17 protein-coding genes are annotated in these 20,635 nt (G+C 64.8%); 10 read left to right on the top strand and 7 right to left on the bottom strand.

Annotated features, from left to right (window positions below; genetic code table 11):
• Positions 1-92: 92 nt before the first annotated feature.
• On the bottom strand, positions 93-746 hold the full coding sequence (locus tag NH14_RS26445) for a hypothetical protein (RefSeq protein WP_152617200.1): 654 nt from the start codon (positions 744-746) through the stop codon (positions 93-95).
• Positions 747-1,229: 483 nt separating this feature from the next.
• Between NH14_RS26445 and NH14_RS26440 the strand changes: the two genes are divergently transcribed.
• On the top strand, positions 1,230-1,568 hold the full coding sequence (locus NH14_RS26440; protein ID WP_035529786.1) for a DUF190 domain-containing protein: 339 nt from the start codon (positions 1,230-1,232) through the stop codon (positions 1,566-1,568).
• A gap of 39 nt (positions 1,569-1,607) precedes the next feature.
• Here the strand turns inward: NH14_RS26440 and NH14_RS26435 are convergent, their stop codons facing one another.
• Positions 1,608-2,054, bottom strand: a complete 447-nt coding sequence (locus tag NH14_RS26435) for a universal stress protein (protein ID WP_035529789.1) — start codon at positions 2,052-2,054, stop codon at positions 1,608-1,610.
• Between the two features lie 683 nt (positions 2,055-2,737).
• Here NH14_RS26435 and NH14_RS26430 point away from each other — a divergent pair.
• Positions 2,738-4,093: an MFS transporter gene (locus NH14_RS26430; RefSeq protein ID WP_035529790.1), complete on the top strand. Its 1,356-nt coding sequence runs from the start codon at positions 2,738-2,740 to the stop codon at positions 4,091-4,093.
• A gap of 157 nt (positions 4,094-4,250) precedes the next feature.
• Here the strand turns inward: NH14_RS26430 and NH14_RS26425 are convergent, their stop codons facing one another.
• Entirely contained in the window at positions 4,251-5,834 is a 1,584-nt protein-coding gene (locus tag NH14_RS26425; RefSeq protein ID WP_035529792.1) for an aldehyde dehydrogenase (NADP(+)), read from the bottom strand.
• Between the two features lie 237 nt (positions 5,835-6,071).
• On the opposite strand from NH14_RS26425, the gene garL reads away from it, so the two are divergent.
• Together garL and NH14_RS26415 are read left to right on the top strand one after the other, a co-directional pair.
• Positions 6,072-6,872: a 2-dehydro-3-deoxyglucarate aldolase gene (garL, locus tag NH14_RS26420; RefSeq protein WP_035529794.1), complete on the top strand. Its 801-nt coding sequence runs from the start codon at positions 6,072-6,074 to the stop codon at positions 6,870-6,872.
• 26 nt (positions 6,873-6,898) lie between these two features.
• Positions 6,899-7,792 (top strand): 2-hydroxy-3-oxopropionate reductase, encoded by an 894-nt coding sequence (locus NH14_RS26415; RefSeq protein WP_035529796.1) that lies wholly within the window; start codon positions 6,899-6,901, stop codon positions 7,790-7,792.
• Between the two features lie 29 nt (positions 7,793-7,821).
• Here the strand turns inward: NH14_RS26415 and NH14_RS26410 are convergent, their stop codons facing one another.
• The gene (locus NH14_RS26410; protein WP_035529798.1) at positions 7,822-9,306 is read right to left on the bottom strand and encodes a sigma-54 interaction domain-containing protein; all 1,485 of its coding nucleotides are present in this window, start codon (positions 9,304-9,306) and stop codon (positions 7,822-7,824) included.
• 348 nt (positions 9,307-9,654) lie between these two features.
• On the opposite strand from NH14_RS26410, the gene NH14_RS26405 reads away from it, so the two are divergent.
• The 3 genes from NH14_RS26405 to NH14_RS26395 all read left to right on the top strand — a co-directional run bounded on the left by NH14_RS26405 (position 9,655) and on the right by NH14_RS26395 (position 14,142).
• The gene (locus tag NH14_RS26405) at positions 9,655-11,055 is read left to right on the top strand and encodes a GntP family permease (protein ID WP_035529800.1); all 1,401 of its coding nucleotides are present in this window, start codon (positions 9,655-9,657) and stop codon (positions 11,053-11,055) included.
• Positions 11,056-11,079: 24 nt separating this feature from the next.
• Complete coding sequence (locus tag NH14_RS26400; protein WP_035529802.1) at positions 11,080-11,871, top strand: 3-hydroxybutyrate dehydrogenase; 792 nt, start codon at positions 11,080-11,082, stop codon at positions 11,869-11,871.
• 111 nt (positions 11,872-11,982) lie between these two features.
• Positions 11,983-14,142, top strand: a complete 2,160-nt coding sequence (locus NH14_RS26395) for a D-(-)-3-hydroxybutyrate oligomer hydrolase (RefSeq protein WP_052148235.1) — start codon at positions 11,983-11,985, stop codon at positions 14,140-14,142.
• A 6-nt stretch (positions 14,143-14,148) separates the two neighbouring features.
• On the opposite strand, the gene NH14_RS26390 is transcribed toward NH14_RS26395, so the two are convergent.
• Positions 14,149-16,440: a heavy metal translocating P-type ATPase gene (locus tag NH14_RS26390; RefSeq protein ID WP_035529804.1), complete on the bottom strand. Its 2,292-nt coding sequence runs from the start codon at positions 16,438-16,440 to the stop codon at positions 14,149-14,151.
• Between the two features lie 135 nt (positions 16,441-16,575).
• On the opposite strand from NH14_RS26390, the gene NH14_RS26385 reads away from it, so the two are divergent.
• Positions 16,576-17,583 carry a universal stress protein gene (locus tag NH14_RS26385; RefSeq protein WP_035529806.1) on the top strand — a complete coding sequence of 336 codons (1,008 nt, stop codon included), beginning with the start codon at positions 16,576-16,578 and terminating at the stop codon, positions 17,581-17,583.
• 106 nt (positions 17,584-17,689) lie between these two features.
• On the opposite strand, the gene NH14_RS26380 is transcribed toward NH14_RS26385, so the two are convergent.
• Both NH14_RS26380 and NH14_RS26375 read right to left on the bottom strand, forming a co-directional pair.
• Entirely contained in the window at positions 17,690-18,610 is a 921-nt protein-coding gene (locus NH14_RS26380) for a universal stress protein (protein ID WP_161790861.1), read from the bottom strand.
• Positions 18,611-18,662: 52 nt separating this feature from the next.
• The gene (locus tag NH14_RS26375; protein WP_152617201.1) at positions 18,663-19,316 is read right to left on the bottom strand and encodes a hypothetical protein; all 654 of its coding nucleotides are present in this window, start codon (positions 19,314-19,316) and stop codon (positions 18,663-18,665) included.
• Here NH14_RS26375 and NH14_RS26370 point away from each other — a divergent pair.
• A complete protein-coding gene (locus tag NH14_RS26370; protein ID WP_237179769.1) occupies positions 19,315-19,884 on the top strand; it encodes a Spy/CpxP family protein refolding chaperone in 570 nt (189 codons plus the stop codon). The genes NH14_RS26375 and NH14_RS26370 overlap by 2 nt on opposite strands.
• Before the next feature lie 43 nt (positions 19,885-19,927).
• On the top strand, positions 19,928-20,569 hold the full coding sequence (locus NH14_RS26365; RefSeq protein WP_035529809.1) for a TVP38/TMEM64 family protein: 642 nt from the start codon (positions 19,928-19,930) through the stop codon (positions 20,567-20,569).
• The last annotated feature ends 66 nt before the right edge of the window (positions 20,570-20,635 follow it).

Below are 20,635 nucleotides of genomic sequence, written 5' to 3'. Positions count from 1 at the left end.
TTCCAACCGCACGGTGAAGCGTTGATTTCGGGCCTCTCAATGAATCGGTTTTGCGGGGCCTAAACGAGGCATGTCCGCGCCAATGACGCACTTCAATCCGGTGCGAATGTAAAGTTCGCCTCAACCTGCCCCCCCTCATCCGACATGATCGTCGTTTCCGGTGAAAATGGTCCGACCGTCGAGCACGTAAGCCACGCTTCCTTGCCACGAGATTCTTGAGTTGGCTTGCGACGACAGACCCAGGTGACTTCTGTGCTCTGCCTTCCGTCCGGCCTGAAAACGACGATTGTACTTTTACCATCCGGTCTGGCACCTTGAGCCGCATCGAAGACAGTGCGGAAAAGTGCCAATGATCGCCAATTGCAGCGCCCTGGCAAATAGCGATCCAGAAAAAATCGCACCGAGTACTCTGTCTGCCCGGCGGGAACACGGAGCCAATCAATGACTTCCTGGGAAGTATCTGGCGCTCCCATCACACGACCAGCAAGCGTTTGTGTCTGACATTGTTTTGCCTGCGTGGTGTAACTAAGCTCGAACCACAACTCAAGATTGGAGTCCTTATGCCCTTTAATGACGACGAGCCTTTGCGGGGATGAATTGAGTGTCGGCTTATCAATTAGCCGATTCTGCTCGGCCTCTTCGTGGCCGTGGAACTCTATTTCGCCCGGCTCAGCGCGTACAACAAAGGCTTGTCCGACGAGTCCCCAGAGAACCGCTGTGCCCATCACCACGTGCAGTAGCTTCATTGCCGTCCTCATCCCCGATTTTACTGTCCGTCGAACGCAAACGAACTTGATGCGGCGATGATATGCCATTAGCGCAGCACACATGCCGCCACCGATTTCGACATAACTCAGGCGTTTAGTGACTGCTATCGGGGACCGAATCCTATATGGGCATAAGACCGTAACGGGCCGCAAACGGTCCCCTGCGGTCCGAATGAGCTACCCGATTCGGTGCGGCCGTGTCTATGATGATGACTGGCCACATGGAGCCATCAATGAGCCGCAAATGGACGCCACGGACATGAAGAGGCCTTTCAGCGCAGAGTTCGATTGGCGGAAGTAAGCGCGGGCGCGTCCGGCGCCGCACAAGTGGCTGATGATGCCTGCGAACCCGTGAAAGGAACGCGCCGGGCAGCCGATTGCGCCGGAATGGGCTCGCTGCTCATGACGCTGGCGGGCATCGCGTCGTGGCACTGGATCAACGCCCGCTGAGGGAGCATTGCCATGAAGGGCTTTCAAATTACGTTCTTTACTCAGCAGGATCGCCGGCATCATGGCAAACCGGTTGCCGACTGGCTTGTTCATCTCGCCAAGGAGATGGGGCTGCACGGCGCGACCGTGTATGCGGGGGCGGAGGGCGTTGGGCACCATCACCGCATCCACTCGGCGGGTTTCTTCGAGTTAGCCGATCAGCCCCTGTCGATCGTTATGGCGCTCACGACCGATGAGGCCGATCGGTTGTTCGAACGTTTGCGCGCGGAGGGCGCGCATCTCTTTTACGTGAAGACCCCCGTCGAGTTCGGCATTCTCGGGGAGGAGGACGGGGATTCCGGCGGAGCATAGGTGGGCCGCCAAAGTTCGACCAGCCGGTTCGTAACCTATTCAATGTTCGCTTCCGCGATCGGCACTCCGGTCGCGCACGATGGTGACGGAGCACGGCGCATAGGCAATCACTTGCCTTGCGACGGAACCCAGCAGCCAACGATCAAAGACAGTATGTCCTCGATGTCCTACTACTACGTGGTCGATACCATGTCGCTCGGCATACAGCACCAGTTCCTTGGCAGGATGCCCGACAACCGTCTCATATTGGACAGTGATTCCGGATGACCCGAACTCGCTCTTGAGCTCGGTGATGAGGTCCTGACAGTGACGTTTCTCGGTCTCAATCAGTTCAGGCCGCTCATAGGCCAGCTTCCCCCAATCGGGCAAAGGAGCAACCGTAAGAATGTGCAGCCGCGCCCCTTCCTTTTCAGCGAGATTCTTTGCGAAGCGGACTGCACCCTGTGCTGAAGCCGAGCCATCGTAACCCGCGAGTATGTCATGCATGATTGCCTCCAAACACGCATCGGGATCTCTTGCGACCATTCCGGGACACCCTGCAATGGTCGCGTCCCAGAGTAGCCCGGGTGTAGCCGCAACTCCCTGATATGCCCGCCCTTTAAGCCCTTGACCCTTGCAAACACTGCGCGACTCTGCTGGCCCGCGCCCTCACGCTGGTGACGCGGCGAACCGGTGCCCGGTTTATTGCCACTTCCAGTGTAGGCCGGTTACGGCAGCAAATCCTGGCCGGCGATCCCGTTGGCCGACGCGACGGGAGGGCCGCCCAGGCGGGGCGAAGGCTATTTAGTGCGCGCTTGATTCAGCGGATGGACAGGCCCGTTCCGGCTCACTACGCAGGTGTCTCCCTAGTGGGCCCACGCGGGGCTTCCCCGCAAGGCGATATTTGGGATACTCATTATCCAGCACAGCGATAGTAGGCTTCCTCCGCCATGAACATCGCCCGGAGCCCCTTGCCGCCATGAGTTCCCCCTCACACATGTCATCGCGAAGGGGTCGTCGGTGTTTTCACTCATTTGACCACCATCCTGCCGCTTTGCAAAATTCGTTCATTAAAAGAACGATGGTTCAACATACGAACATCTGGGCTGGGAGGATTTTATGAGACCTGCCAGGCGCCAGCACGTCGTTGAAACGCAAGGTACTGGTCAAAATCGCACTGGGAAAAGGCAATGAGTCGAAATTCGGTCGTCAACGTGCAGACGTTCATTAACGAGCAGCCATTCGGGAAGTTTCGGTGGCTCGTGTTTTCAATGTGTTTCGTGATCGTCTTGCTGGACGGCTTCGATACGGCCTCCATCGGCTTCATTGCGCCTTCTCTGCTGGCCGAGTGGCACCTGGGCAAGCCTGAGCTCGCTCCGGTTCTCAGCGCCGCACTTTTTGGTCTTGCGTTCGGGTCCCTCGCCGCGGGCCCGCTTTCGGACCGCCTTGGCCGCCGTGGGCTGCTGCTCGGCGCCGTGATCCTGTTCGGCGTTGCCTGCCTCGGCTCAGCCTTTGCGACCACACTCGAAACGCTCACCGTGCTGCGCTTTGTGACCGGGCTCGGGCTTGGCGCAGCCATGCCGAATGCTGTCACGCTCATGAGCGAATTCTGCCCGGATCGCCGTCGTTCAACTGTCATCAACCTGATGTTCTGTGGCTTTCCGCTTGGCGCGGCATGCGGCGGTTTTCTCGCGGCATGGATGATTCCCCACTTTGGATGGCGTAGCGTGCTGATTCTTGGCGGTGTCGCCCCGCTGCTGCTTGCCGCACTCCTCGCCGCAAAAATGCCGGAGTCGGTTCGATTCATGGTGGCGAACGTCAAACCTCATGCGCGTGTCCAGCAAACGCTCGCCCGCATCTCGCGGGTGGCCCTGGAGGCTGAACGCTTTGTCCTGAGCGAGAGCGCGCCCGACACCGGCCGCAGGGGCCTCGGTGTCGTATTGTCAAAGTCGTATATCGTCGGCTCGGTGATGCTCTGGGTGGCCTACTTCATGGGGCTTGTCATCTTCTACGCATCGATCAACTGGATGCCGCTGCTCCTGAAAGACGCAGGGCTCGCCCCGAAGAGCGCGACGCTGATCGCCGCGCTCTTTCCGCTCGGTGGCGTGGGCGCGGTGTTGTGCGGTGCACTGATGGATCGTCTTGACGCAAACCGCGTGGTCGCTGTCTGTTATGCGCTAACGGCTGTGAGCGTCTATGCAATCGGGCAGCTCGCAGGCAACGTCGGCGCGCTCGTTTTGGCGGTTTTCCTCGCTGGCATCCTGATGAACACCGCGCAATCGTCGTTGCCCGCACTGGCGGCCGCGTTGTATCCCACTGCGGGGCGCGGTACCGGCGTCGCCTGGATGCTGGGCATCGGCCGTTTTGGTGGCATTGCGGGTTCATTCCTTGTCGCCGAATTGACGCGTCGCCACTTCGGGTTCGCTGACGTCTTCTCTACCGTCGCCGTTGCTGGCGTAATCGCCTGCATCGCGCTGGCGATCAAGCAGTTGGCTGCGCCGCGAGCGACTGCGGCGCACGGAAAGATTGAAACAATCGGGCACTGAATGAATTACCGGGCGAAGTCCAAAGGCCATGGTGGGTCTTCGCCCTGTGGACCGGAGCAAAGGCATGTCCTCAGGTCGACTCGATGGGCGTAGCGAAAAGCGTTTGATAAGTACAACTATCCGAGAAAATCCGCTTTTTCGCTGCCCCACCCTCGACTTACCCTCGCACGATCTCCCCGTCACGACGACGCCACAGATCTAGCGGATTATCATCAGCCAGCGCCTGCGGCAGCATCTCAGCCGGGAAATCCTGATAGCACACGGGGCGCAAGAAACGATCGATCGACGTCGTACCCACCGAAGTCGCGCGCGCATCCGAGGTCGCCGGGAACGGCCCGCCGTGAACCATCGCGTGACACACCTCCACGCCAGTCGGAAAGCCGTTGACCAGAATCCGCCCTGCCTTGCGCTCGAGTATCGTCACCAGCTTCTTCGCAGCAGCCACATCGGCGCTGTCCATCTGCAGCGTCGCGGTCAACTGCCCGGCAAAGTGCTCGGCCACCTTCAGCAACTCCTGCTCATCCTTGCAGCGAATGAGCGTCGACACCGGGCCGAACACTTCGTCTTCCAGCGCCGGAGTCGAGAGAAACGTCTGCGCATCGGTCACGAACAGCGCCGCGCGCGCCTGAGTGGGACCGGTTGCGGCCACGCCATGCGCCACCATCTCGACACCCTGCGTCGCGGCAAGCTTGCTCTCCCCTTCCTCGTACGCTGCATGAATGCCCGAAGTCAGCATGGTTTGCGCCGGCTTCGCGATCATCGCTTCGGATGCCGAAGCAATAAAGCGCTCCAGCGCCTCGCTTTCGATCGCAATAGCCAGCCCCGGGTTGGTGCAGAACTGCCCCGCGCCAAGCACGAGCGAGTCGACGAAACCGCGCGCGATGCTCTCGCCGCGCGCCGCGAGCGCGTTCGGCATCAGGAACACCGGGTTGATGCTGCTCATTTCGGCGTAGACCGGAATCGGCTCGGGACGCGCCGCCGCCACACGCATGAGCGAGGTGCCGCCCGCGCGCGAGCCGGTGAAGCCGACTGCCTTGATGGCCGGGTGCGCGACCAGCGCCTCGCCCACCGAGTTGCCCGCGCCGACGATCATCGAGAACACGCCTTCGGGCAGATCCATTTCCCGCGCGACGCGCTGGATCACGCGGCCGACCAGTTCCGAAGTGCCAAGGTGCGCGCGATGCGCCTTCACGACGACCGGGCAGCCCGCCGCAAGCGCCGCGGCGGTATCGCCGCCCGCCACCGAGAACGCGAGCGGGAAATTGCTCGCGCCGAACACGGCGACCGGACCGAGCGCGATCTTCTGCATGCGCAGGTCCGGGCGCGGCAGCGGCTTGCGCTCGGGCAGCGGCGAGTCGAGCGTGGCGCCGAGCCACTGCCCCGCGCGCACGGTCTGCGCGAACAGCTCGAGCTGGCCGGTGGTGCGGCCGTGCTCGCCTTCGAGGCGCGCCTTCGGCAGGCCCGATTCGGCGTGGGCGCGCTCGATCAGTTCGTCGCCTAGCGCGGTGATGCCGTCGGCGATGCGTTCGAGGAATTCCGCGCGCACCGCGAGCGGCTGTTGCCGATATGCATCGAAGGCAGCGCGCGCCAGTTCGCACGCCTCATCGACATTGGCGACGGTGCCGCTGCCGAATGCCGGCTCGGCAATCTCGGCACCCGTCGCGGGATTGAAGGCGCGCAGCGCTTGTTCTTCGCCGCGCACGGCTTTGCGGCCGACCAGCATCTCACCGGTAATGGGCATTTGGGGGGTTCCTCGAATGGCATCTAAAGATATACGTCATCCTACAACATGAAAAGGGCCGCCGGCAACCGGGAACACCCGTCGAATCGAACTTCCGGGTTTACACACCCGTTACAGGCGCAGGCATGGGTATTAAACTGTCACTAGACATACGATGACTTATAACATCAAAATAGCTCGCGGGTTTGCCGCCGTCGCCGCCGACTTTCAGATCCATCGCCATTGAGGAGACACCCGATGCCTACCGACACGCCCTACCAGTCCCTGCCCAACCGCTTCCGCCAGGCGGTGCGCGGCGGAGCAACCCAGATCGGCTGTTGGGCGTCGCTGGGCAGCCCCATCGTTACCGAACTGCTGGGCACAGTCGGCTTCGACTGGATCCTGCTGGACGCCGAGCACGCGCCCAACGACGTGCTTACGCTGATCCCCCAACTGATGGCGCTCAAGGACAGCGGCAGCGCGCCGGTCGTGCGGCCGCCGGCCAACGACAGCGTCGTCATCAAGCGCTTTCTCGACAGCGGCTTTTCGAACTTCCTCGTGCCGTTCGTCGACAGCGCCGACGACGCCGCCCGCGCCGTCGCCTCCACGCGCTATCCGCCGCAGGGCATCCGCGGCGTGTCGGTCGGCCATCGCGGCAACCGCTACGGCACGATTGCCGATTACTTCGCACTCGCAAACGACAATGTCTGCGTGATTGCGCAGATCGAAAGCCGCAAGGCGGTCGAGGCCATCGACGGCATTCTCGCGGTGGACGGCATCGATGCGGTCTTTATCGGCCCATCGGATCTCGCGGCTTCGTACGGCCAGCTCGGCAACGCGAACCATCCCGAAGTGCAGCAGGCCATTGCGCACGTCTTCGAGCGCGCGCAGGCAGCCGGCAAAGCGAGCGGCACCCTTGCAACCGTGCAGGCGGAAGCGGAGCATTATCTGTCGATGGGCGCGCGCGTGGTTGCGGTGTGCGCCGATCTCGGGCTGCTCAAGGGCGCAGCGCTTGCGGTTCAGAAACACTTCATGCAGAAGCGGGCCGGCGAAGCTTGAGCGCCGCCCGCACTTAGGAGCATTCGATGAAAAAAGCAGGCTTTATTGGACTCGGCATCATGGGCAAGCCCATGGCCGCCAACCTTCTGAAGAACGGCGTGGCGCTCGCCGCGTTCACGCGCAGCGGCGTGCCCGATGAACTGACCCAGGCCGGCGCCGTGGCGTGCGACAGCCCGGCCGCGGTGGCCGCCCATGCGGACGTGATCTTCGTGATGGTGCCGGACACGCCCGACGTCGAGCGCGTGCTGTTCGGCGAACAGGGGCTCGCGAGCGGGCTGCGCGCGGGCCAGATCGTCGTCGACATGAGCTCGATTTCGCCGATGGCAACGCGCGATTTCGCGGCGCGCGTGCGCGAGCATGGCGCCGACTATCTCGACGCCCCGGTCTCGGGCGGCGAGGTGGGCGCGAAAGCCGGCTCGCTGACCATCATGGTGGGCGGCGAGCAGGCCACCTTCGACACCGTGAAGCCGCTGTTCGACATGATGGGCAAGAACGTCACGCTGATCGGCGCGGTGGGCGCGGGCCAGGTGTGCAAGGTCGCGAACCAGGTGATCGTCGCGGCAACCATCGAGGCGGTGGGCGAAGCGCTGCTGCTCGCTTCGAAGGCCGGCGTCGATCCGGCGCGCGTGCGCGAGGCGCTGATGGGCGGCTTCGCGTCGTCGCGCATTCTCGAAGTTCATGGCGAGCGCATGACAAAGCGCGCCTTCGATCCGGGCTTTCGCATCGAGCTGCACCAGAAGGATTTGAACCTCGCGCTCTCGACGGCGCAGGCGCTCGGCGTGTCGCTGCCGAATACCGCCACCTGCCAGGCGCTCTTTAACGCTTGCGTCGCGCACGGCGGCAAGGCGTGGGACCACTCGGCGATGGTGCGCGCGCTCGAGCTGCTCGCGAATCACGAAATCGGGCAGAAGGTGGCGTGATTTCACGCACGCGGCCGCGCGGGCACGGTTCAGACTTCGATACCCAGCGCGACGATGCGCCGGTATAGCGTCGCGCGCGCCATGCCGATCCGCGCGGCGGCGTTCGCCACGTGGCCGTCCGCCGCGCGCAGCGCATCGGCCAGGAAGCGGCGCTCGAAATCCTGCATCGCTTCGTCGTACTGCTGGGCGCTGGCGCGATCGGGCGCGGCGGCCGTCGGCTCGCCGCGGCGATTGTCCGTGTCCACTGGGCCGCGCGCGTCGTCTTCGGCCTCGATCTGGCCGCGCCCTTCACCGATGAAGCGCGCCAGCGAACGCGCGTCGATTCGTTCGTTCTCCGAAAGCAGCACCGCGCGTTCGAGCGTATTGCGCAGCTCGCGCACGTTGCCTGGCCAGCTATACGCGCACAGCACCGCGAGCGCATCGCGGTCGAGTTCGAGGTGCACGGCGCCGCTTTCCACGGAAAGCTTGTCGAGGATCGCGTAGGCCATCGCCTCGATGTCGGCCAGGCGTTCGCGCAGCGGCGGCACGCGAATCGTCAGCACGTTGATGCGATAGTAGAGGTCCGCGCGAAATCGGCCCTGCGCCACCAGCGCGGGCAGATCCGCCGAAGTCGCCGCGATGATGCGCACGTCGGTGCGCACGATGCGATTCGATCCGAGCGGCTCGAATTCCTGCTCCTGCAACACCCGCAGCAATTTGCCCTGCAGCGCGAGCGGCATGTCGCCGATCTCGTCGAGAAAGAGCGTGCCGCCCTGGGCCAGCTCGAACTTGCCGATGCGCCCCTTGCGGTCCGCGCCCGTGTACGCCCCCGCTTCCGCGCCGAAGAACTCCACTTCGAGCAGCGTGTCCGGAATCGCCGCCACGTTGACGGTCACGAGCGGGCCGTCCGCGCGCCCGGAAGCGCCGTGTATGGCGTGCGCCAGCAGTTCCTTGCCGGTGCCCGTCTCACCAAGCAGCAACACCGGCGACGCGAGACGCGCGGCCCGGCGCGCCTGGCGCTTGACTTCGATAATCGCGGCGCTGGTGCCGATCAGGCTCGAAAAGCTGTACTTCGCGCGCCGCACCTGCGCAAGCGACTGGCGCGTACTGATGAGTTCGGCGCGCAGCCGCGCATATTGGCTGAATAGCGGCGACAAGCTCTTGAGCCCGTCGAACAGCGCGAAGCCGACTGCGCCGATGGTCGTACCGGCGTCGTCCTTGATCGGCACGCGCGTGACGACGATCGGTTCGCGATCGGTTTCCAGAATGTCCAGCAAGATCGGTTCGCCGCCGTTCACGACCTCGCGCATCATGCTGTTCGGAATGACGGCCTCGCAGTCGAGGCCAATTGCCGCCATGGGATCGTCGAAGCCGAAGCGCGCCGCGTAATGCCGGTTGATCCAGACCACGCGCGCATTGCGGTCGACGATGACCGTGCCCTCGCTGTATTTCTCGAGCGATTGAAACAGCGATTGCATCGCCAGTTTGCGCACGCGGTCGTAGTCGGCCAGCAGCGCGGTCGTCTGTATTTCCATGGGTTCTCTCTTGCGCCGGTCGCTGACTCGCGACCCTGCGGATTCTCACTTTCGGGACGCATTATCCCAGAAATGAGAATCGCCTTTCTCCCCGGAACGACGGGCCTTTACTGGCGAGCGCCCGGCTCAAGGTAAGGCGCCCTGCCATCGCCGTCTCAATTCTGGGACGGCTCGCTGCGGCAGCGCTTCCATTTCGGCCGCCCCGCTCGCGTCACACGCGCCCGAACGCCCGCCCCGCAAGGCTTTCCAGCCGTTGGCATGCATCCTGCTCTATCGCGCACTCGCGCCTTTCCGAGGCCGCGAAACACAGGCAAACGCGCCTGCACGAATAAACCCATTGGAGACAAGATGTCCTTCGTGATTGTGATCGCCGCTTTGGCGTTCCTGATGCTGGTCGCCTATCGCGGCTACAGCGTCATTCTCTTCGCCCCCATCGCCGCCCTGGGCGCCGTCCTGCTGATCGATCCGCCCGCCGTCGCGCCCGTGTTCTCGGGCATCTTCATGGAGAAGATGGTCGGCTTCGTGAAGCTCTACTTCCCGGTGTTCCTGCTCGGAGCCGTATTCGGCAAGGTCATCGAGCTATCGGGCTTCTCCGAGGCGATCGTGCACGCCGCCATCCGCTATATCGGCCGCTCGCGCGCCAACGCCGTGATCGTGGCCGTGTGCGCGCTGCTCACCTACGGCGGCGTGTCGCTGTTCGTGGTGGTTTTCGCGGTGTACCCGTTCGCCGCCGAACTCTATCGCCAAAGCAACATCCCCAAGCGCCTCATGCCAGGCGCCATCGCGCTCGGCGCATTCACGTTCACGATGGACTCGCTGCCCGGCACGCCGCAGATCCAGAACATCATCCCCACCACGTTCTTCAAGACCACGGCGTGGGCCGCGCCCTGGCTCGGTGTGATCGGCTCGCTGTTCATCATCGTGGTGGGCCTCGCCTACCTCGAATGGCGCCGCCGCAGCGCGGCGGCGAAGGGCGAAGGCTACGGCGCGTCGCTCGTGAACGAGCCGGAGCGCGTGGAAACGGGCAATCTGCCCCATCCGGTGCTGGCCATTGCGCCGCTCGTGCTGGTTGGCGTCGCCAACTTCGTGCTGACGAAGTGGATCCCGCAGTGGTACGGCGCGAGCTTCACCGTCTCGCCCGACGTGCTGCCCGGCGTTCATGCGCCGCTGACCGTGGCCGTCAAAAGCGTGGTGGCGATCTGGGCCGTTCAGGGCGCGCTGTTGCTCGGCATTCTGCTCGTCATCGCGACTGCGTTCGGCCGCGTGAAGGAACGCTTTGCCACCGGCACGAAGACGGCGGTGGCCGGCGCGCTGCTCGCCACGCTCAATACCGCATCCGAGTACGGCTTCGGCGGCGTGATCTCGGCGCTACCCGGCTTCATCGTGATCGGCGACGCGCTCAAGGCGATTCCGAATCCGCTCGTGAACGCGGCCGTGTCGGTCTCGGCGCTCGCGGGCATCACGGGCTCCGCCTCAGGCGGCATGAGCATCGCGCTCGCCGCGATGGCGGACACCTTCATCAAGACGGCGCAGACCATGCATATCCCGATGGAAGTGCTCCACCGCGTGGTGGCCATGGCCAGCGGCGGCATGGATACGCTGCCGCACAACGGCGCGGTCATCACGCTGCTCGCGGTCACGGGCCTCACGCACCGCGAGTCGTATCGCGACATTTTCGCGGTCACCCTCATTAAAACGCTCGCGGTCTTCTTCGTCATTGCCGTGTTCTACCTGACCGGCATCGTCTGACCGGCATTCACACGAGGCTTGCTCATGCATCTTTCCAGCACATTCACTCTCGCCGGGAAAACCGCCGTCGTCACCGGATCGACCAGCGGCATCGGGCTCGGCATCGCGACGGCGCTGGCCGGCGCGGGCGCCAACATCGTCCTCAACGGTTTCGGCGACCCCGCGCCCGCCCTCGCCCAGATCGAAGCGGCCGGCGTGCGCGCCGTGCATCACGCCGCGGACATGAGCCTCCCCGACCAGATCGAGGCCCTCGTGGCCTTCGCGGCGAGCACGTTCGGCGGGCTCGATATTCTCGTCAACAACGCGGGCATTCAGTATGTCGAAACGATCGAGAACTTCCCGGCCGAACGCTGGGATCAGATCATCGCGATCAATCTGAGCGCGACGTTTCACGCGACGCGCGCTGCGCTGCCCATCATGCGCGCAGCCGGCTGGGGCCGCGTGATCAATATCGCCTCGGTGCATGGGCTGGTCGGCTCGGTCGGCAAGTCGGCGTATGTCGCCGCGAAGCACGGCGTGATCGGGCTCACCAAGGTTGCGGCGCTGGAGACGGCGCGCAGCGGCATTACGGTGAACGCGATCTGCCCGGGCTGGGTGCTCACGCCGCTGGTCCAGAAGCAGATCGACGATCTGGCCCGCCGCGAGGCGATTTCCACCGAGGACGCCACGCTGAAACTGCTCGGCGAAAAGCAGCCGTCGGCGCGCTTTGCCAGCGTCGAGCAGATTGGCGGCGTGGCGGCCTTTCTCTGCTCCGAATCCGCGAACGAAATACGCGGAGCGGAGATCAAGGTCGACGGAGGATGGATCGCGCAGTGAAGCCCGCGTGAAATCTTTGCTGGAATCCGCAGCTCGCCTGTCCTAAGCTCCGATGATGCCGCGGTCACGTCAAGCACACGTTGCCTGAACAACAATCATGGAGAGACATCGATGAGAGATACCCCGTTTGCAGTCCGACATAAATTCGCGCTGCTCGGCGCGGCACTGGCGCTATCCGGAGCGGCGCTCGTGCCCATCGCTCGCGCGGACAATCCAGCCGGCAATCTCAACAGCGGCAACAACGGCCACGCCGCGCCAAACCGGCTGCCGTCATTCGTGGTGGCGGGCAGCCTGAGAACGACGAGTTACGACGGCGTGAGCGACGACCTGCTCACGGCCGGTCTCGGCAAAACCGGCCTGGCGGGCGCGGCGCCGTCGATCGCGAACCCGGCGGCTCCCACGGCGGCGGAATTGCGCAGGCTTGCCATCTGGTCGAACTATCGCGCGCTCGTGGACATGAGCGCAAACGGCGGCTACGGCCGCTTCTGGGGACCCAACGTGGATGTGTACGGCGACGACACCTTGGGCGAAGGGAAAATTGCCGGCACCGAATATCTCGCGTATGCCGACGAGGGCTCGGGCCGGCAGAACGTCAGCCTCCTCGTTCAGGTGCCGGCGAGCTTCAACCCGGCGAGCCCCTGCATCGTGACGGCAACCTCGTCGGGCTCGCGCGGCGTGTACGGCGCGATCTCGGCAGCGGGCGAATGGGGCCTCAAGCGCGGCTGCGCGGTGGCCTATACCGACAAGGGCTCGGGCAACGGCGCGCACGAACTGATGACCGGCACGGTCACGCTGATCGACGGCCTCACCGCCGATGCCGCAACTGCCGGGCGCAACAGTCTCTTCACGGCGAACGTGCCCGCCGCTGGGCTGGCCGCGTACAACCAGCAGTACCCGAATCGTTACGCGTTCAAGCACGCGCATTCGCAGCAGAATCCGGAACAGGATTGGGGCAAGGACACGCTCGAGGCGGTGCAGTTTGCGTATTGGGTGCTGAACCAGCAGTTCGCGCCGAGCGCTGATACATCGAATACAGCATCGAACCACGGCGTGCGCTACGCGCCAGGCGACATCACTACGATTGCGGCTTCGGTGAGCAACGGCGGCGGCGCGTCGCTCGCGGCGGCCGAGCAGGACCCCGGAAAGTGGATCACGGCGGTGGTGGTCGGCGAACCGCAGATCAACGTGCGCATGCCCGGCAACGCCCAGGTCAGCGAAGGCGGCCAGCGCATCGCGGCAGCGGGCAGGCCGCTCGCCGACTACATGACGCTCGCCAACCTGCTGCAGCCATGCGCCGCGCTCGCGCAGAGCGCCGCTGGCGCGCCCTACCTCACCGCGCTGCCCGCCGCCACCACCGCGGCCATCCGCCAGGCGCGCTGCGCCGCGCTGGCGTCGGCGGGCTACGTGCACGGCAGCGACACGCAAACGCAGGCCAACGACGCGCTCGCGCGTTTGCACGACGCCGGTTATGAAGCCGATTCCGATCTGCTGCAAGCGCCCATGTGGGACTCGCAGGCCGTGCCGGCCGTGGCGGTGACGTACGCCAACGCGTACACGCGCTCGAGCGTGGCCGACAACCTGTGCGGTTTCAGCTTCGGCACGACCAGCGCGTCCACGGGCGCAGCGGGCGTGACGCCCGCGGTCTCGCCCATGCGGACGGTGTTCGGGCTGGGCAACGGCGTGCCGCCCACCAATGGCGTGAATCTCGTCTACAACGTCACGCCCGCGGGCGGCGCCGATCATCGGCTCGCGACACCCGATGCCAGTTTCGCGGGCGCCGTCTGCATGCGCGCGTTGTGGACGAACGGCGACCCGCGCATGCGCCAGAGCGTGCAGGCGATCAGCGTGAATGCGAATTTGCACGGCAAGCCCGCAATCATCGTCCAGGGCCGCAGCGATGCGCTGGTGCCGATCAATCATGCGTCGCGCGCGTATCTCGCGGCCAACAGCGTACGCGAAGGCTCGCGCAGCCAGTTGTCGCTCTACGAGGTGATGAACGGGCAGCACTTCGACGCGTTCCTGGGCGTGCCGGGTTTCGACAACCGTTTCGTGCCGGTGCACTACTACAACATCGAGGCGCTCAATCTGATGTGGGACCACCTGAAGAACGGCACGCCGCTGCCGCCTTCGCAGGTCGTCCGCACGATACCGCGCGGCGGCAACCCAGGCGCCGCGCCGGCGCTGGCCGTGACCAACCTGCCAGCCATCGTTGCGAATCCCGGCAGCAATGCGATCAGCGCGCGCGACGGCGTGGTGAACGTGCCGCATTGACGGCAGTCAGACGTCCCTGGCAAGCGCATGAAACAGCTCGTCTTCTTGTGCGCAGTGCAACCGGATGATCGCGTCGAGCCCGTACAGCAGCCGCTGCGCTTCGCGCAGCCAGTCAGCGCCCGCGCGATCTTCGGACAGGTCTTTTGCCATGCGGTCCAGGGCCTGTGTGAGGCGAAATATTTCCCGATGCATCGCGCTCATGGTTGACAGCGGGTCCTCGCCTTCCAGCAGTCCGGCGATTCGGGGATAAAGATCGGTGTCGTCGCTTACCTCATGCGGTACGAGTATCAGCCTCAGCGAGTCATTGAGGTGCGCGAGCCGGTCCTTGACTGCCGCGGAGGACAACTGCGGCAGTTCGTCGGCGAGCCGCCGTATCTGTTCCATCACCGGTTCGAGTTGCGCATGCTCGCCGCTCAGGCGCGCGACGTCGTCGGGCGCCAGCACGCCGGCTGCGCGTCGAGGCGCGCCTCCCAGCGCCCGCAGCGCATTCGCGATAGCCGCGACATCGATCACCTCCTGAAGGATCGCGCCAGCCAGGGGCGGCAGAAAGCCGAGCGCGGCAAACGTCATCGCGACCAGTGAAAGCCCCATGCCGACAAACACGCTTTCGATCGCAATGCGCCGTGTCCGGCAAGCGACGCGGCGTGCGTCGACCAGCCTGTCGAGCCGGTCGACGAGCAGGACGACATCGGCCGCTTCGGACGATGCGGCGGCGCCGCGCGCGCCCATCGCAACCCCCACGTCGGCTGCCGCCAGTGCGGGCGCATCGTTCACGCCGTCTCCGACCATGATGACCGGGCCGTGCCGTTTGGCCTCCTGAATCGCAGCGAGCTTGCCGGCGGGCGTCTGGCCCGCGCGCACCGCGTCGACTTGCAGGACGGCGCCCACGGTTTGGGCGACATCGGCGTGGTCGCCCGTCAACATCTCGATGCGCGCGATGCCTTCCCGCCGCAGCAAACGCAATGCGCGCGGCGTCTCCATGCGAATGCTGTCGGCCATCTGGATTGCGCCGGTCATGACGCCGTCCTCACTGACGAAGACGGACGAAGCGCCCTCATAGGCAATGCGGCGAAGAAAGCGGTCGGCCCACGGCGCAACGGCCGACGCCGCGCTCACGAAATCGAAGCTGCCTATCGCCACGGCGTGCCCGTCGACGTTGCCGCGCATCCCGGCTCCGGCCGTCTCGCGCACGTCGAGCGGCGCGCTCAGCAGCAGTTGGCGCGTGCGTGCCTGCGCCGTGAGCGCGTCGGAGATGGCGTGGTTCGAGGCCTGCGCGAGCGAAGCCGCCACGCGCAGCACGCGCTCGGGCGTACCGGCGGGCCCCGTCTCGATAGCGACGACACGCGCGGCGCCACCGGTCAGCGTTCCGGTCTTGTCGAAGAAGAGCGTGCGCGCCGTTGCCAGCTGTTCGAGCGCCGCTCCGCCCTTGATCAGCACGCCGCGGCGCGCACATCGCGAGATTCCCGAAACAATGGCCACCGGCACGGCCAGGATCAGGGGGCAAGGCGTGGCGACGACGAGCACGGCGAGTGCCCGCTCGATCTCGCCGGTACCGATCCAGCTTCCCCCCGCCATCACGAGCGTGCAGGCGACAAACCACCAGGCGTAGCGGTCCGCGAGCCGCGCGGCCGGACTGCGGTCGCGCTGCGCCATTTCCACCATGCGCACGATGCCCGCAAAGGTGCTGTCCGCCGCTGTGGCCGACGCGATCATCTCGAACGTCGAGCCCGCATTGATCGCGCCGCTTCGCACCGCCGCACCGGATTCGCGCGTGCACAGACGCGACTCTCCGGTCAGCGCCGACTCGTCCAGCTCGGCATTTCCAGCCAGCGCTCCGTCGACCGGCACGATGTCCGCGTGACGCACCATCAAGCGGTCGCCGGCTCCGATCTGCTCGAGCGGCACCTTGTTCCACTGTCCCGCTTCCAGCCGGGTCGCGCTGCGTGGCGCATGGCTCAGCAGCGCGGTCATTTCGGCGCGCGCGCGATTGTCCGCATACGTCTCCAGGGCCCGGCCGCTCGCGAGCATCAGGGCGATAACCGCGGCGGTCAGCCATTCGCCCAGAAGCAGCGCGAAGGTGATGGCGAGCACCGAAAGAATGTCGACACCGCCCTCGCGGCGACGCAACGCCCTGGCCGTCGAGACGCCGAGCGACGCCAGCACCGGCAAGGCACCGGCCATCCACGACAGGCGCGCGGCGTCGGCAAAGCCGGCTCCATCCAGCGCAAGCCCGGCAAACAAGCCGGTCACGCACGCTGCAAGCCAGATGAAGTTCAGTGAATGGATGACGTCCCGCATGGCCGCTATGCGTCCTGTTCAGTCGAACCCGAATCATGCGCGCCCGGAACCGCACGCGATTGATCTTCATCAATCGCGCGGACGGATTTGCGTTCACGGTAGGCATGCCAGCCCTCACTACCGATCGAGACAGCGATGACGACTCCTTCAATCGACCCCGGCGCGCCCGCGCCTATTACGCGCATTCTGGTCGCCGTCGACGCGTCGCCAGCGTCGATGGCCGCGCTTCGATACCTGGGCCAGCTATTGCGCCCTGCGCTGGGGCCTGCGTTGGGCCCCGAATTGGGCTCCGAATTGGGCTCCGATACCTCGGTGCACATCGTGAGCGTCGCGGAGAACCCGCGATCGCTTGTGCCGCTCGGGACCTGGGCGGCCGAGCAGCTCGATGCCGCGAGGGACGAAATTCACCGCGACGCCGAACAAGCCGCCCAGGCGGCGCTCGATGCATTGCACGGCTGCGGATCGCGCATCGACGCGGAGGTCATCGATCTTTGCAAGGAAGGCGGCGATGTCGTGGACGCGATCGCCAAGGCGGCGTCGCGCTGGCCGGCCGATATGGTCGTTCTCGGCACGAGCCACCATCGCGGCCTCATGCGCTGGGTGGAAGGCGAGGTTTCCGCGCCGTTCGCACGTCTGTTTCGCTGGCCGGTGTTGCTCGTGCCCGCGGGCTACGAGGCGCACGAGGGTGAGGTTCCCTCGCGCATTCTGTTCGCGACCGATGGCAGCGACGCATCCTTCGCCGCCTTGCGGACGGCCACGGCGCTCGCCACGCCTTATGCGCACTGGTGCGCGATCTATGTCGTCGACCGGCTGCTGGCGCCGGGCACCGGGGTTTTCGAACGAAAGCTCGAGGAAACGCTGAGCGAGGTCGGTGACATGGCTGTCGCGAAAGCGCGCGCCGAGCTAGCTGCGTACGGGCAAGAAGGCTGGAGCGTCGAAACCGCGATAGTCAAAACCGCGAACTCATTTGACGACGTACCGCACACGCTCGATCGCGAAGCAAAGCGCTGGAATGCGCAACTGCTCGTGCTGGGCACACACGGGCGGCGCGGCCTGACGCGCTGGCTGCTTGGCAGTGTCGCGGAGCGGGCCACGAGGCTCACATCCGTTCCCGTGTTTCTCGTACCGCCGGCAATGGAATAAGAGGGAATGGGCGCGGCCCGCCCCTCCGGGTTCCGGGCGGCGGGTCGCGCCGCCATGCGGCCTCGAGCTGGCTTTAAGCTGGCGTCAAGCTGGCTTCAAGCTGGCTTCAAGCGTCCGGAACATACGGGACATCCACCAGCAGCAGCGGCGTCCGCGCAAGATGGGCGACCTGGCTGGCGACGCTGCCCACCACGAGGCGCTTCAGCCCCTGGCTGCCGTGCATGCCCATGACCAGCAGATCCGCATGCCATTCGGCCGCCTCGCGAACCAGGACGCGTGCAATGTCCTCGCTCGTTTCCGCGGCGCCGATGGTGGCCGTCGTCACGTTGCTCGAGGCTCGCTCGAGGACTTGCCTCGCGGCGGCAAGCGCTTTCGCGCCGCGATCGACGTCCGCTTCGCGGTGCTCTGCCGGCCATACCGGAGCAGGCGCGGCAACGCATACCGCGCGCAGCGAAAGCGCGTTCGGCGCTGCGAAGCGTAACCCATACATTGCGCAATGCCGTGCGTCTTCCGCCGAGTCGACCGCGAAGAGCATCCGTGCAGGCCAATCGCCTTCGCCGCCATGCCAGCCGTGCGGGACGATCATCAACGGACAAGGGCTCAGCCGTGTCAATGCGCCGGAGACGCTTGCCTCAAGCCAGCGCAGCCACTGCCGGTGCTGCCGCGCCCCGACGACGACAAGCTCCGCGCGCCACGCAGCCGCCGCGGCAACGATGGCGTGTCCGATATCGGCGTCATGCCAGGACATCTCGATCGTCTGCGTGTCCGCTGGAATGCCGGCGTTCACAAAAAAATCCGCCGCGTCCGAGAGCGCGTCCTTTGCATCGTGCCTGGGCTGCTCCCGATCGTCGCGCGACGGCTCCGGAACCGGAATGGCCGCGTCTCCGGGCAGCAAAGCCGACGGCTCGCCCAGCGCCACGTTGACGATGCGCACTACGCTATGGATTGGCGCCACGTCGCGAACGAACTTCAGCAAGTCGCGCGAAACGTCTGACGTATCCAGGGCAACGAATATTCTGAGCGGCATGCGTGCGTTCATCGTCGAATTCGCCCTATGACCCGCGTGGCCTGCAAGCCGGTTACCGCGCCGTCCGGCACAGGATGATCACACCGCATTTGTCAGGATCCTCCAGGCGGATAACCGTTTCCGTGCCGCCGCGCGCCGGCACCTGCACCGTCTGCGTCAAGCTTTGCGAGCGAAGATGAACTTCGATCTCGTAGCGGCCCGCGGGCACGCGAACGAACAGAAATGGCCCATGCGTACGCACGCGCAGGAGGCGCTGATGCGGCTCTCTCCAGATACTCACGTCGACATCGGCCAGGTAAGAACCCGTTTTCGTCGCGAAGGTCATGCGCAGGTTGTATTGGCTCGCCTGCGCCCTGAACGCCTCGACTTCGGTTTGGCCGATGCCGCCCGTGATGTAGGGAATGCCGTGTCGCTCGACGGGCATGTGGGTCGTCTGCGCGTCCCCCGCCCCGGCAAAGACGGCAAGTCCGGCAATGAAAACGATGGCGGGGAGGCGGAATAGAGCGGACATGACGGACACCCATTGACGTGATCGCGGCCATGGCGTGTTTCGCCGCGCGGCATCGATGAAGCAAGAATAGGAGTGGGCGGCAAATGGCAGTTGATACAGATCAATCGCGCCAGGTCCTCGCGACGTAAGCTGCATCCCACGGTAACCGTCGAAGTTCTCGTCCTGTTCTCCTGTCACGACGCGGAGGTCCGCCATGAACAAACTTTCGTTATCCAGAACAATAGGTAAAGCCAGCATCGCGCTGCTGGTCGGTCTCGGCGTTTCGATGATGTCGTTCGCCGACGATCGCAACGCCCCGAATAACGCCAACAATGCCAGCGGCCCTGGCATGATGGGCGACTTCGACGGCAACTACATGGGCCCCGGCATGATGGGCTTTGGCACGCCCGGGCGCGGCATGATGGGCGGCGGCATGATGGGCGGCTACGGTTGCGGCCCGGGTAACGGCAGCGTAATGGGAGGTCTCGACCTGACCCGCGATCAACGCAGCCGCATCAACGCGATCGTCGATCAAACACGCAAGGCGCATTGGGCGCTGATGGGCAAGATGCTCGACCAGCAGGCCAGCCTCCGCGATTTGTATAACGCGCCCACGCGGGACCAGAACGCGATCGACAAGGGCTATAAGTCGTTGCGCGACTTGCGCCAGCAGATGTACACCACTTCGGTCGATGCGCGTAAGCGCATCGAAGCCGTGCTGACTCCGGGGCAGCGGGACAAGTTGCGCGAGGACTGGCGCGAAAGCGGGCCGATGGTCTGGTAACGGAAAAATGAAGCAATAAAACCAATCTGCCTGGAGATGCTTCATGGCGACGCTGGCGATCCTGTTCGCCGTGGTGCTGCTGATCAATCTGATTCCCGTGTTCGCACCGCCCACGTGGATGGCCATGTCGTGGATCGGCTTCAACGTTCCCGAAGGCAGTGCTTTGCTGTTCGCCCTCGTCGCCGCGAGCGCGGCGACCATCGGGCGGCTCGTATTGGCGACCTTCGCGCGAACCCTGGTCCGCGGAAGACTGATGCGAGACGCGGACCGGCAGAATATCGACGTGATCAAAGCCTGGCTCGAAAAGCACAGCACCATGACGGCCAGCGCTTTTTTTCTCTATGCCTTGAGCCCGTTCCCTTCGAACTATCTTTTCATCGCATATGGACTTTCGGGTTTGCCGCTCAGGAATATCGGCGTTGCATTCTTCATCGGCCGCACGGTCAGCTATACGGTGTGGGCTCGCCTCGGAAAGCTGGCGTCCACCTATGTCGATCCGGAATTTCAGCTCGAAGGCGGCTATTTCAGCGTCTGGTTCGTGATCACGCAGCTGGCGTTGCTCGGTTTCGTCTACTTGCTTACGAAAATCGACTGGAAAACGCTGGTCGAGCAACGCAAGCTCGCGTGGCGGCGCTCGCTGAAACGACCCCATGACACAGGGCGCGGCCACACCACAGACTCTTGATCGGGCCGCGCCGGCACGTCCTTAAGCCTGCGTTAACCTTCTCTCCCCTACGCTTGCGGCATCGCC

It is taken from the genome of Paraburkholderia sacchari (genome assembly GCF_000785435.2).
Classification (GTDB): Bacteria; Pseudomonadota; Gammaproteobacteria; order Burkholderiales; family Burkholderiaceae; genus Paraburkholderia; species Paraburkholderia sacchari.
This window is presented reverse-complemented; position numbering and strand designations above follow the sequence as displayed.

Excerpts from the sequence above, each read along its gene's own strand:
- NH14_RS26445 (WP_152617200.1), bottom strand. The coding sequence starts at position 746 with ATGAAGCTACTGCACGTGGTGATGGGCACAGCGGTTCTCTGGGGACTC.
- NH14_RS26440 (WP_035529786.1), top strand. The coding sequence starts at position 1,230 with ATGAAGGGCTTTCAAATTACGTTCTTTACTCAGCAGGATCGCCGGCAT.
- NH14_RS26435 (WP_035529789.1), bottom strand. The coding sequence starts at position 2,054 with ATGCATGACATACTCGCGGGTTACGATGGCTCGGCTTCAGCACAGGGT.
- NH14_RS26430 (WP_035529790.1), top strand. The coding sequence starts at position 2,738 with ATGAGTCGAAATTCGGTCGTCAACGTGCAGACGTTCATTAACGAGCAG.
- NH14_RS26425 (WP_035529792.1), bottom strand. The coding sequence starts at position 5,834 with ATGCCCATTACCGGTGAGATGCTGGTCGGCCGCAAAGCCGTGCGCGGC.
- garL (WP_035529794.1), top strand. The coding sequence starts at position 6,072 with ATGCCTACCGACACGCCCTACCAGTCCCTGCCCAACCGCTTCCGCCAG.
- NH14_RS26415 (WP_035529796.1), top strand. The coding sequence starts at position 6,899 with ATGAAAAAAGCAGGCTTTATTGGACTCGGCATCATGGGCAAGCCCATG.
- NH14_RS26410 (WP_035529798.1), bottom strand. The coding sequence starts at position 9,306 with ATGGAAATACAGACGACCGCGCTGCTGGCCGACTACGACCGCGTGCGC.
- NH14_RS26405 (WP_035529800.1), top strand. The coding sequence starts at position 9,655 with ATGTCCTTCGTGATTGTGATCGCCGCTTTGGCGTTCCTGATGCTGGTC.
- NH14_RS26400 (WP_035529802.1), top strand. The coding sequence starts at position 11,080 with ATGCATCTTTCCAGCACATTCACTCTCGCCGGGAAAACCGCCGTCGTC.
- NH14_RS26395 (WP_052148235.1), top strand. The coding sequence starts at position 11,983 with ATGAGAGATACCCCGTTTGCAGTCCGACATAAATTCGCGCTGCTCGGC.
- NH14_RS26390 (WP_035529804.1), bottom strand. The coding sequence starts at position 16,440 with ATGCGGGACGTCATCCATTCACTGAACTTCATCTGGCTTGCAGCGTGC.
- NH14_RS26385 (WP_035529806.1), top strand. The coding sequence starts at position 16,576 with ATGACGACTCCTTCAATCGACCCCGGCGCGCCCGCGCCTATTACGCGC.
- NH14_RS26380 (WP_161790861.1), bottom strand. The coding sequence starts at position 18,610 with ATGCCGCTCAGAATATTCGTTGCCCTGGATACGTCAGACGTTTCGCGC.
- NH14_RS26370 (WP_237179769.1), top strand. The coding sequence starts at position 19,315 with ATGAACAAACTTTCGTTATCCAGAACAATAGGTAAAGCCAGCATCGCG.
- NH14_RS26375 (WP_152617201.1), bottom strand. The coding sequence starts at position 19,316 with ATGGCGGACCTCCGCGTCGTGACAGGAGAACAGGACGAGAACTTCGAC.
- NH14_RS26365 (WP_035529809.1), top strand. The coding sequence starts at position 19,928 with ATGGCGACGCTGGCGATCCTGTTCGCCGTGGTGCTGCTGATCAATCTG.